This window comes from Oceanobacillus damuensis, from assembly GCF_001618145.1.
GTDB lineage: Bacteria > Bacillota > Bacilli > Bacillales > Amphibacillaceae > Oceanobacillus > Oceanobacillus damuensis.
This window is the reverse complement of sequence record NZ_LQNF01000013.1, coordinates 18,819-31,243: the sequence shown is the minus strand read 5'-3', so window position 1 is coordinate 31,243 and position 12,425 is coordinate 18,819. Positions and strand designations below refer to the sequence as shown.

Annotated in this window: 11 protein-coding genes and 1 riboswitch; of the genes, 9 read left to right on the top strand and 2 right to left on the bottom strand. The window is 39.7% G+C overall.

Translation table 11 applies throughout. The features are described 5' to 3' along the window. Nucleotides 1–195 precede the first annotated feature (195 nt). From A4245_RS09955 to A4245_RS20785, 6 genes are all read left to right on the top strand, one after another. Complete coding sequence (locus tag A4245_RS09955; protein WP_067727585.1) at nt 196–765, top strand: copper resistance CopC family protein; 570 nt, start codon at nt 196–198, stop codon at nt 763–765. A gap of 3 nt (nt 766–768) precedes the next feature. Then, nucleotides 769–1,860: a copper resistance D family protein gene (locus tag A4245_RS09950; protein WP_067727584.1), complete on the top strand. Its 1,092-nt coding sequence runs from the start codon at nt 769–771 to the stop codon at nt 1,858–1,860. A 475-nt stretch (nt 1,861–2,335) separates the two neighbouring features. Next, on the top strand, nt 2,336–2,719 hold the full coding sequence (locus A4245_RS09945) for a PH domain-containing protein (protein ID WP_067727583.1): 384 nt from the start codon (nt 2,336–2,338) through the stop codon (nt 2,717–2,719). Nucleotides 2,720–3,293: 574 nt separating this feature from the next. Beyond that, nucleotides 3,294–3,479: a hypothetical protein gene (locus A4245_RS20375; protein WP_067727582.1), complete on the top strand. Its 186-nt coding sequence runs from the start codon at nt 3,294–3,296 to the stop codon at nt 3,477–3,479. A 348-nt stretch (nt 3,480–3,827) separates the two neighbouring features. Next, entirely contained in the window at nt 3,828–5,288 is a 1,461-nt protein-coding gene (locus A4245_RS09935; protein ID WP_067727581.1) for a CoA-acylating methylmalonate-semialdehyde dehydrogenase, read from the top strand. A gap of 480 nt (nt 5,289–5,768) precedes the next feature. Then, entirely contained in the window at nt 5,769–5,891 is a 123-nt protein-coding gene (locus tag A4245_RS20785) for a hypothetical protein (RefSeq protein WP_267886911.1), read from the top strand. 561 nt (nt 5,892–6,452) lie between these two features. Here the strand turns inward: A4245_RS20785 and A4245_RS09930 are convergent. Further along, the gene (locus A4245_RS09930; protein WP_067727580.1) at nt 6,453–7,754 is read right to left on the bottom strand and encodes a S8 family peptidase; all 1,302 of its coding nucleotides are present in this window, start codon (nt 7,752–7,754) and stop codon (nt 6,453–6,455) included. Between the two features lie 100 nt (nt 7,755–7,854). Further along, the gene (locus A4245_RS09925; protein WP_067727579.1) at nt 7,855–9,192 is read right to left on the bottom strand and encodes an N-acetylmuramoyl-L-alanine amidase; all 1,338 of its coding nucleotides are present in this window, start codon (nt 9,190–9,192) and stop codon (nt 7,855–7,857) included. A 310-nt stretch (nt 9,193–9,502) separates the two neighbouring features. Next, nucleotides 9,503–9,613: riboswitch (SAM riboswitch) on the top strand. A gap of 192 nt (nt 9,614–9,805) precedes the next feature. Between A4245_RS09925 and A4245_RS09920 the strand changes: the two genes are divergently transcribed. The 3 genes from A4245_RS09920 to A4245_RS09910 are packed head-to-tail and all read left to right on the top strand — an operon-like array spanning nt 9,806 to nt 12,414. Beyond that, on the top strand, nt 9,806–10,786 hold the full coding sequence (locus A4245_RS09920) for an aliphatic sulfonate ABC transporter substrate-binding protein (protein WP_067727578.1): 981 nt from the start codon (nt 9,806–9,808) through the stop codon (nt 10,784–10,786). 23 nt (nt 10,787–10,809) lie between these two features. Beyond that, complete coding sequence (locus A4245_RS09915) at nt 10,810–11,661, top strand: ABC transporter permease (protein ID WP_084268752.1); 852 nt, start codon at nt 10,810–10,812, stop codon at nt 11,659–11,661. An 18-nt stretch (nt 11,662–11,679) separates the two neighbouring features. Beyond that, on the top strand, nt 11,680–12,414 hold the full coding sequence (locus A4245_RS09910; protein ID WP_067727577.1) for an ABC transporter ATP-binding protein: 735 nt from the start codon (nt 11,680–11,682) through the stop codon (nt 12,412–12,414). Nucleotides 12,415–12,425 lie beyond the last annotated feature (11 nt).

Sequence of the window (12,425 nt, the reverse complement as noted above, 5' to 3'; positions counted from 1 at the left end):
TAAAATGTAGCAGCCCTTTCTTTTTAAGCAAGTAAGGTATTCACTGAAAAGGCTTGGGTCATGCCAAGTTTTCTAATAGTTAGTGAAGTGAGGGTTATTTTCCCATAATATTAACTTGCATAGATACCGAGGATTTACATTACCTGACAGGGAAAAGGCAAAGTGCATTTCCCAGTACAAGTGAGGAGGGATTATTTGAAACGTTTTTATATAGCAATGTCAGTATTTTTACTAACATTATCTATTTCTACGAGTGCTTATTCTCACTCACGTTTTGAAGAATCAAACCCGGCAGATGGTGACATTTTAACGGAGACATTGAATGAAATTGTTCTTGAATTTGAGGGGGAAATTGAACAGGGTAGCTTTATAGATGTAAAAACAATAGATGGGAAATCTATCGAACTGCAAGAAGTTATGATTAGTGGGTCTACATTAACAGGAGTTATTGATGAGCCACTCGTAAATGATGAATATCAAGTAAATTGGAGCATTGTTAGTGCAGACGGTCATCCATTAGAAGGGGGATTCTCGTTTATTGTCAATGCCCCGGTTTCTGAGTTTGAGGAAGAAATAACAGAGGCACCGTCAGAAACAGATGAGGAAGCAGTATCAGAGGTGGAGACGACGGCGGTAGACCAGGAGGAAGCAGGACCAGCGGAGGAATTGGAAACAGAATCGTCTTCGATGGAGACGATTTTAATTGTTCTTCTAGTTGTTCTTGGAGCAGGTGGTTCCTTCATACTTACTAAAAGAAAGAAATAAAAAATGGATATATTGATAATTTCCAGTCAATCGCTTTTATATTTATGCTTTTCGTTTTTAGCAGGAATCTTCATTCTCCTGCTTGTCCCAAATAACTACCGTCCAGATATAAAAATTCCAATGCATCTATTATCTATTATCACCGTCCTGGTACCTGTTTTTGCATTTATTCCTGTATTAGATATAACATTTTATATTGCCCCACGTATAGGTTTGTTTGAATCATTACAGGTTGTTTTAACAACCTACACAATTGGAACTGCATGGATTCTTACCCTTTTTGGTTCTAGTATGTTAATGCTGTTATTTGCTTCGATGAAGTCGAATGAAATGAGTATGTTTGCTAAGATAGGAATATTGCTTACGTTTGGGTTGATATTGACGGAGGCTTGGACAAGCCATGCGAGTGCTATGGATCCAATGAAAGGAATTATCAGCGACTTTCTGCATTTGACCGCTGTCAGCATTTGGGTCGGGATCTTGCTTATCATTGGCTGGTGTTCGCTTAATCATAAAAATTGGCTTGAATTTTTAAGCTGGTTTTCAAAGGTTGCAATGGTCTGTTTTGTTGCTGCAGCTGTTAGTGGTATGTTCTTAATGGATGTGATGGTGGATGGATATATTGCTTCGTGGCAGGTTTCCTATGGACAAGGGTTATTAATAAAACATATACTCATCCTGCCACTTTTATTTTATGCGTCGATGAATGGACTAATTGTGAAAAGTAAAATATCAAAAGACCCCACATTTAATCCCATTCCCTTGGTTCGTGCAGAAGGCTTTATTTTATTTGCGATTTTTACTATTACAGCTTTTTTTTCAAAACAACAGCCTCCTCATGGGGATTATCTAGCAAGTAATGCAGTATCTCCTTTATTCCATCTGTTTTATCCTAATATCATCGATTCTCTTAGCACAATTGACTTTGTTGTAAACATAAACACGGTATACTTCTTTCTTTTTTCCATTTTATTTGGTGGATTAATTGTGTTATCGTTTTTCAAAAAAGCATCGATTGCTCTTTCTCTTCTATTTAGTTGTTTGTTTGTGTTTAGTATATATTTTATGTTGATGATGAGTATTGTGGTTCCTTGATAGAACTATAAGAGTTGATGGGACTTCTATCCGCCACTTACCGGGCTTCTTTTCAGCATTCTCACTATTTTGAGATAGGTCAGACCTCCCTCTCCCTGGTTATGAGAAGGTATTCAGTTGATGAGGACCATTTCTGGTAGTTCCTTTTTTAACAGTGATAGATATAAAATATTAGAATAACAACACATAAGAAACGCAACATTTCTAACTCATATGAAAGAAGATCTCCTATATATTCATTATATCCGATAAAAGCTGGTATAACAGGGGTGTCGAAAAAATGTTATTCATATGATGAAGGAAATGTGACATAGAAGTTATGGTGCGCAGTTTTAATCTATTAACTGATAGGTTATATGAAATAAATTAAAAGACATACCAAAATTTGGTATAATAGAAGTGTGGAAAAACAAAACTAGAGTTATTCTTCATGCTAAGCTGAGCAATTCTTTTACATTACAAAAGGAGTGATTGAATGGCAAATGTGAGTCCGAACAAGGTATTTACTTTTTATAATGAAGTCCCCTTATCAGATTCGGTGAAAAAATTTATATCTGAAAAAGAAACTGTAGAATTTTGTGTAAAAACAATGCGGGACATAGCGGTTTTCACGGATAAAAGAATTTTGATTGCAGATAAACAAGGGATTACAGGCAAAAAGGTAGAATATTATTCCATACCTTTTAAAAGTATTGTTACCTACTCAATCGAGACGGCAGGTAGACTGGATTTAGATTCAGAAATCAAACTTACGCTGTCTGGAGGCTTAACTATCGAATTAAAGTTTATGAAGGATAAGAATATGAATGAACTGTTATTGAAAACGTATGATTTAATTAATGAATTTATTATTGAATAGTGGATGTGGAAGGCTTTAGACGGAGGAGCCAGTGGAACAGGTGCAGCGGCACAAAATAATTTCCATAGCTGAGGCTGAGTGGTAGAGCCACTTGGTCTTTTTTGATTTTTAATATACCGTCTCTTTAAAACAACTTTCATCTGTATAAAACTGAAAAGTGCTGACATAAATTCATTCTATTTTTAGATATTGGGGTTTTATAATAGCTTTAGGTTTTGAATAACTTGTTCCTATCCACGCCACTGATGAAAAATCAGTAGAAAAGACGATCATCCAGACGATGAAGATCACAGTGAGCAGAAAAAGCTATAGAAATGATTTTCATCCAGGAGATGAAGATCAAAGTGAGCAGAAAAAGCTATAGAAATGATTTTCATCCAGGTGATGAAGATCAAAGTGAGAAGAAAAAGCTATAGAAATGATTTTCATCCAGGTGATGAAGATCAAAGTGAGCAGAAAAAGCTATAGAAATGATCTTCATCCAGGTGATGAAGATCAAAGTGAGCAGAAAAAGCTATAGAAATGATTTTCATCAAAGCGATGAAGATCAAAGTGAGATGAAAAAGTTATAGAAATGATTTTCATCCAGGAGATGAAGATTAAAATCCATAGAAAAGACCTTCATTCCCGTCAAACCTCCGGAAACAACTCAGTCACAATGGGGAATAAATCTTTTGTTGAATTAGGTGATCGTCTTCTAAAAGAATTAGATGAACTGAAAAGTTATGCCTACGTTGGTGATTTACGCGCATTGGCTTAATCGTCGGAATCGAGATTGTGGAGGATAAAACAGACCAAGCAGCCAGGGTCAAAGGAACGCGTTGGCAAGCTGATTGCGGATTGTAAAGATCGGGGACTCATTATTGGCAAAACGGAGATACCGTTGCAGGTTATAATAATATTTTGACACTTAGCCCGCCGCTGTCCAGTACGGATGATGATGTTGATTTTATGATTGCTGTCCTGAAGAAAGTTTTTAATGAGAACATGTAGATGAATAGCCAATCCGGTTAAGTTAACTGCGAGGCAGTATCTGGAAGCTAGTTAACTATTTTATGCAAAAGAATAGGTTTATTAATAGATAACATAAATACAAGGAGGATTTCAATTGACACAAACAGCAGTAAAAGATGTAAAAAACTATGTAGGTGGTAAATGGATAGAAGCGAAGACAGATAAAACGAAACCAGTATATAATCCGGCAACAGGTGAGGTCATTGCACAAGTACCTGTCTCAACCCAAGAGGATGTTGACCATGCCGTACAGGTTGCTGCAGAGGTGTTCGAATCGTGGAAGGAAGTAGCTGTCCCAAGACGTGCCCGCATTCTATTTAAATACCAGCAATTATTGGTAGATCATTGGGAAGAACTGGCGAAAATAATTACGATTGAAAATGGGAAAAACTTTGCGGAAGCATATGGTGAAGTGCAACGTGGAATTGAAAATGTAGAATTTGCTGCAGGAGCACCATCCTTAATGATGGGAGAACAGCTTCCATCGATTGCAACAGATCTTGAATCAGGTGTTTACCGTTATCCAATCGGTGTCATTGGTGGTATAACTCCATTTAACTTTCCAATGATGGTGCCTTGCTGGATGTTCCCGATGGCAATCGCAACAGGAAATACATTTGTATTAAAACCATCCGAACGTACACCACTTCTAGCAAATCGTTTAGCAGAATTGCTGGAGGAAGCAGGCTTACCAGAAGGTGTGTTTAATATCGTCCATGGGGCACATGACGTCGTAAACGGCTTATTGGATCATAAAAAAGTCGCTGCGATTTCGTTTGTCGGTTCACAGCCAGTTGCGGAATATGTATATAAACGTGGAACAGACAACTTGAAACGTGTGCAAGCACTAGCAGGTGCCAAAAACCATTCGATTGTATTAAGTGATGCAAATCTGGATAATGCGACTACCCAAATCATGAATGCTGCATTCGGTTCCGCAGGGGAACGCTGTATGGCAGCATCGGTCGTAGCGGTGGAGGAATCGGTTGCTGATGAGTTTATTTCCTTGCTAACCGAAAAAGCCAATGAAATACAAATCGGAAATGGCTTGGATGAAGGAATTTTCCTGGGACCAGTTATTCGCGATCAGCATAAAGAGAAAACACTGAACTATATTGCAACTGGAGAAGCAGAAGGGGCAAAACTCGTTCGTGATGGCAGAACAGATGAAGCAGTTAAACAAAAGGGATATTTTGTTGGACCGACGATTTTCGATAACGTCACATCCGAAATGAAAATCTGGCAAGATGAAATCTTTGCGCCAGTGCTATCGATTGCACGTGTAAAGAATTTGGATGACGCCATTGATTTATCCAACCAATCTCGCTTTGCTAATGGAGCTTGTATTTTCACCAAGGATGGTGGTAGTGTTCGCCGATTCCGGGAAACCATTGATGCAGGGATGCTTGGTGTCAATATCGGAGTACCTGCACCAATGGCATTCTTCCCATTTTCTGGATGGAAAGATTCCTTCTATGGTGACCTTCATGCAAATGGAAAAGATGGATTGCACTTCTATACGCGTAAGAAGGTTATTACGACGAAGTGGGTGTAATATTCTTATAAGATATAGCGGAGTATACTATTATCTAGTAATGGTAGGCTTCGTTTTTATTTATAATGTTTATTGGTAGTTTAAAAGATTTATGGTATTAATACCTTAAGGTTAAAATGACTCTCATCAAGTAGATGAAGCTCAAAATGAGCAGGAAAAGCGGAAGAAATGATCTTCATCAAGGTGATGAAGCTCAAAGAGAGCAAGAAAAGCAGAAGAAATGATCTTCATCAAGGCGATGAAGCTCAAAATGAGCAGGAAAAGCGGAAGAAATGATCATCATCAAGGCGATGAAGCTCAAAATGAGCAGGAAAAGCGGAAGAAATGATCATCATCAAGGCGATGAAGCTCAAAATGAGCAGGAAAAGCGGAAGAAATGATCTTCATCAAGGCTATGAAGATCAAAATGAGCAGGAAAAGCGGAAGAAATGATCTTCATCAAGGCGATGAAGATCAAAATGAGCAGGAAAAGCAGAAGAAATGACATTCATCAAGGTAATGAAGATCAAAATGAGTAAGAAAAGCAGAAGAAATGATCTTCATCAAGGTGATGAAGATCAGAGTGAGCAGGAGAATCAGCAGAAAAGACCTTCATTAAGGTGATGAACAAAACGAGCAGAGAAATCCAGAAAAGACCTTCATCATGGGATAAACTTTAAAAGCGAAGGGAAATCCGGAGAAAAAGCTTTTACCGGACATACAAAAAAGGGACGCTATATTTGCTAGGATCAAAGCGACACACGGAGCATCATAAAGACAGTTACCGAGCATAACAGGAATATCAAAATGTTGGATTCAGCATGCAAGTGGGAAAACCATTTGGTATATTTAAATAAGGGTGAGAGGGCAGATGCCGTTAAAAGGGTGGTTGTCCTCCGCTATTTGCGGCCTTAGTCTTAAACTTCACGACAATTTGCAATGCAGATTCAAAACGGTCTGTTCTAAAGTATGGCCAAAGTATTATAATCAGCCCATCCGCCAAACCCCAAGGCAAGTGGGCAGGCTGATACATCTTTGTGTTTAAAAATTAAGCACTCTCCAAACTTCCTATCTTTCCCCTCTAGCTAAACATGGCTTATCACCAATAAAGGTGAAATTCTAAGTGGATTTTGACATAGTGATGAAACTCTATAAATCAGCCTAATACATGCTCTTAAACTAGCTTTATACTTTTGTTGCTTCATCTCTAATCAAAATAGCGGCATTTAAATAGCCTGCTCCCTGTACATTGGGGGATTGTCCCAAATCTTCGCACGCGTTCATAAGCTGTTCTTTTACTTGATCCGGAGTAAAATCAGAAGCGCTTTGAAGTAGCTGTGCAACTACTCCTGCACATATCGGTGTAGCCATTGAAGTTCCGGATAAGGACATATAGTTTCCATCTACGCGTGCCTTTTTGTTTGTTTTGTCGAGGAAAGAGTTGGGTGCGCGTAAGGAAATAATCTCGACACCTGGCGTTAACAGATCTGGCTTGGTCAGGCCATCAATGGTCGGTCCCCTGCTTGAAAAATCAGCAACTGAATCATCAGAACGCTCGACAGTATTGGTATCGTCAGCTGCACCAACTGTAATCACTTTTGGACTTATGCCTGGACTTGCAATGGTTTGTTCGGCGGGGCCTGAGTTACCGGCAGCTACACAAACAACCATCCCGTTATCCCACGCTGTTTCAACAGCATTTACTACAGGATCATCTTCTGCAGACTCCATAGCATCGGAACCAAGTGAGAGGGAAAGGATATTAATATTATATTCGGCCTGATTTTGGATACACCAATCGATACCTTCAATAACAGTTGATAATGAACCGGTCCCCATCTTATCCAGAACCTTAACTCCAACTAAGTTGGCATCTGGTGCCGGTCCTTGGTATTTTCCGTCAGATAATGAGCCATTACCAGCTGCATCCCCGGCACAATGGGTACCATGTCCATTATCATCATATGGATTATTTCTCCCGTTAATGAAATCTGCAAACCCAATGATACGACCTTTTAGATCCTCGTGTGGGTGTATTCCTGTATCGATAACAGCGATCGTGACACCTTCTCCTGTTAATCCATTATCTTTTAATAGACCTGAGTTTATTGCTGGAGATGCAGTATCAAGTAGGGTTGTCATCTTTCTGTCATAGTAGACCTTTTTGATGTGGCTGCAGTTTTTGACTAGATGCTCAATATTTTCTACGGATAGTTTGGCTGAACAACATGAAATGGAAGGATATTCGTGAAGGGATTTGCATTTTGTTTTCTTTACATCATTTAAACCAGATACAAAGGAACCTGGCTCAAACTTTATTACGACAGGAAGCTTCTTCGTCTTCTTCCTGACTCGCTCGATTGGACTTTGCAGAAAACAAGGGATATTACGAAATGGCCGATAAAAGTGAATCATTTCTTGCCTTATTTTTTTGTCCATTTTCTTTCCGTTACGTCGGACCAATCCAATCATTGAAAAATTTAACATAAAACTCCACCTTTCTTAGATTTACGTTATAGTACGTAAATTGTCGGAAAGGAGAGTAGTTAAATAGTATAGTAAATATAAAAAGAGGTAGATAACTATGTTATTCTTGTATAGCTTGCAGTATTTCTTCTAATTTTTGAATTGTAGATTGAATCATTCTTTCATATATATTTAAAATGTTTTGACCATAATTATCCCCGGGCACCGCCCATTTTCCGTTTAACGCAACCCAGCTCTCCGCGGATCCTCTGGTTACCATGTCAAAGCGGGGGTCAACGAGTGGATATTTATCAGGTAATGAATCCGTAGATGCGTAAGCAAATAAATGCTGCATATGAGCGAGCACTCCTTCTTCAGGTGTATCGAAACTTGCACCAGGATTATCTGGTCCGGTAGCACCTAAGCCGCAAAAATTGTTTTGTTCAGGCTGTACAACACCAGTAAATCGTAAAAAGTCTGTTTCATGCATTGCCTGTGCAAATGCGATATCTCCCCTAATTCCATAATAGTTTCCAAAGGTTAAATAATAGTTTCCTATTTCGATAGCATCCGGATTTATCCCTTTAACATACTGATTCATCAGTTCTGGTGATAGAAAAGTCTGACCTAAAATGGAATACCCAGCAGTATCTTCTTGGTTTCCGTTTTCAGTAACAATGAAAGCATCTTCAATTCCTATATTTTTGACCTCGTTTAACCGTCTCTCCGCGTTTTCCCGGTTTAAAAAAGCACCAGCTTGAACACGGTACCATTGCTCACCAGAAATTGTAATCGTGGTAACAAATGAATCGATACCTTGTGAATCCAAGTAAGCTACTCTTTCATCTGCATTTTCCTGTGATTGGAAGGAACCAGCTATTACCTTATAAATCGTTTCAGAATCGTGTTCCTTTCTATCGAGATCAAATGCTTTTTCTAAACCATTTACATGACCTTGTGCAACTTTTTCACGCCATGAAGATTGTTTTATTAGATTTGCATCGTGTGTGTTATCGATAAAACCGTTTTCAGTTAAAAGTGCTGGCATTGATGTTTCGCGGAGAACATGGAAATTTGCTTTTTTCTTTCCACGATTCGTCAGTTCGTTTACTCTACTTATCTCAGCATGCAAAATATCCCGATATGCTGCAGTCTGTGAAGAGTCGGATAAGCTACTGTGAATATAATCCTCATATCCCTGAGCAGAACCATTAAAGGCATTACAATGAATGGACAAGTAATAATCCGCTCCCCAAGAATTCGCCTCATCTGTTCGCTGATCCAGGCTTTTGCTGCTATCACTTGTACGGCTCATTTGCACTTCAACGTTTTCATAATCATTTAATAAAATGTTCCGAATCCTTAGAGCAATATCTAAAACGATATCCTTTTCATATATCCCATTGCCTGTTCCACCTGGATCTGAACCACCATGACCTGGATCTAAATATAATTTCATTTGAATACCATCCTTTTTTTTAAAAGTGATTATTCATTACTATGGTATGAAAGATAAAGAATAATAATTGGATAAATTGTTCAATATGTAATAAATTGAGGAAAATGGGGAAAAGCTCGGGCACTAGCGAGCTGTCGGTCTCATTTAGCATACTAAAGTGGATAGAGGACGAGGAAAGGCACTGTTTCCCTGCTGATTTGGACCAGTAAACCTGTCCCCTCGGTCCATCCCCTCGGTCCACTCTTGACATTGGAAAATCTTCATGTTATTGTGTATCTCAAGATTAAAAATTAATAGATTATTTAGTTGTTTCTTATCAAGAGTGGCGGAGGGACTGGCCCGACGATGCCCGGCAACCTACTAGGCTTATATGCCAAGTAAGGTGCTAATTCCTGCAGGAGAAGATCCTGGCAGATAAGAGGAGTGATACATAGATGGTAACCCTCTTCTTATTGGAAGGGGGTTTTTTATTGGTATAAAAAAGCGAAGATCTGGTGTGTGGGAAGAGTTGGAATCCTTGATTTACCAGGGTTCGTCCGCATATCTAAAGTGTTATTGTATTGGGATGGGAACGATCTGTTCCCTGTTTAAAAACTAAAGGAGGTTATGGAAAGTGAAAAACTTTATGTATTTGGTTACTGGAATTATAGCATTTGTACTGCTTACAGGATGTACGGAGGCGAGCTCGGGAGGGAAGCCGGAGACAATTAGGCTGGATTATGCGTATTATTCTCCAACGAGTTTAGTTTTAAAGGAATTCGGTTGGCTGGAAGAGGAGTTTAGTGAGGAAGGTATCGGGATTGAGTGGGTTTTAAGCCAGGGAAGTAATAAGGCTTTGGAATTTTTAAATAGCAATAGTGTTGACTTTGGGTCAGCTGCTGGTGCTGCTTCATTAATGTCAAAAGGAAATGGTGCGCCAATCAAAAATGTGTATATTTTTTCAAAGCCGGAATGGACTGCATTGGTAACGAACCCGGATTCTGACGTAAATTCCGTTCAGGACTTGAAAGGTAAACAGGTGGCTGCCACGCTAGGAACAGATCCTTATATCTTTTTGCTTCGTTCCTTAAATGAAGAAGGGATATCAGCCGATGAAGTAGAGATTGTGAACCTTCAGCATGGAGACGGGGCATCTGCATTAACAACTGGATCTGTTGATGCATGGGCAGGGCTTGATCCGCATATGGCAAGGCTGGAACTAGAATCTGATTCTCGATTATTTTACCGTAATCCGGATTTTAATACATACGGGTTTTTGAATGTAAGAGAGGATTTTTCAAAGCAATATCCCGACTATGTCAATCGGGTAATTGGAGTTTACGAGCGTGCCAGAAAATGGATAGTGGAAAACCCTGAGGAAGCGGCAGAAATTTTGGCGGAAGAGGCAAGTATTGAGATTGATGTAGCCAAGAAACAATTGGAACGGAATGATTTTTCTGAACCTGTACCTGGTGACATTCATCATGAAGCATTAGTGGAAGCGGGCCGGATTCTGCAGGAAACGGACGTGATTGATGGGGCGCTGGATATTGAAACACTTACTGGTGAACTCATTGAGCCGTCCTTTGCAGAAGAGGTAATTGGGAGTGAATAATACATGTTGGAGGAGAGAAATTCATGAAACATAAAGGAGAACTGACATCAACTGTTGTGGTTTCCAACCGAATCAGTGAAAAGAAGGGTGGTCGAACAAACCGGAATTTTAGAGGGGGAGAGGCGCTGCTTTTAGGAAGTATCATTCCGATTGCACTTGTCCTGGTATGGGAGATTTTAAGCAGGATTGGAGTGTTTCCTGCCTACCAGCTCCCGGCACCGTCGACGATTTTGGAAACGATCCGGCAAATGGCACAGGACGGAAGCTTGTGGAATCATATTGGGATAACGACATATCGGGTGTTTGTAGGGTTTGTGTTTGGTACCATAGCTGCAGTTATTTTAGGTTCCCTTGTTGGATTTTACAAAAAGGCCGAACAGCTATTTGACCCGATGATCCAGGCGTTCCGGTCGATCCCGTCTCTTGCCTGGGTACCATTATTTATTCTGTGGATGGGGATTGGTGAGCCGTCAAAAGTAACGATGATTGCAGTCGGTGTATTTTTCCCGGTTTATTTGAATCTGGTGAGCGGGATTACTGGGGTGGATCGTAAATTAATTGAAGTTGGTAAAATGTATGGCTTAAATACATTTCAGTTAATTAAAAGAGTTATCCTTCCAGCTGCTTTACCTTCTTTTCTCGTTGGTTTGCGCAGCGGACTTGGCTTAGGATGGATGTTTGTTGTTGCAGCTGAACTGATGGGTGCGAGTAAAGGATTAGGCTACTTGCTTGTGCTTGGTCAAAATACACTTTCACCTGAAACCATCATTGCGAGTATTATTTTGTTTGCGATTATCGGAAAGCTATCGGATTGGATTTTGAAATTAATTGAAAAACGAGCATTGAGATGGCAGGACAATCTTGTTCAATCATAGGGATAGGAGGCAGATTAGATGAGTTTGGAAGTAAGAAATGTCAGTCGGTCATTCGATGGCAAGAAAGCAGTGAACAACATCTCTTTTTTTGCAGAGCCTGGTGAAATTATTGGAATCCTTGGAACGAGCGGTTGTGGGAAAAGTACCATATTGCGAGCGATTTCCGGGCTAGATAGTGGCTATGACGGCGACATCGCCATTAACGGAAATGTGGAAAAAGAAATACAGGATACAACCGGATTTATATTTCAAGAACCTCGACTATTTCCGTGGTTAACAGTACTGGATAATGTCACCTTTGGGTTGAAGGGGGATAAAGACGACAAAATCACCAGTGCCAAAGCGTATTTAAAGAATGTTGGCCTAGAAGAAAGCGGGGGGCTTTATCCAAGGCAATTATCCGGTGGGATGGCTCAGCGTGTAGCGATTGCAAGAGCATTGGTTACTTCTCCGGAAATCCTCTTATTGGATGAACCATTCAGTGCCCTGGATGCCTTTACGAAAATGCAGCTACAGGACTTGCTGTTAGATGTTTGGAGAGCTTATCAATCAACAATAATTTTAGTGACGCATGACATTGATGAAGCATTGTATTTATGTGATAGGATCATTATTTTACGCGGGCAGCCCGGGGAATTGCATAAAGAAATTAAGATTGAGGAACCCCGTCCGCGTGACCGGGCGAGCAAGCAGCTGGCAGCTCATAAAGCAGAGATTTTAGAAAGTCTTGATTTGAATTTAAAAACTTCTTAAGGAGAGATACG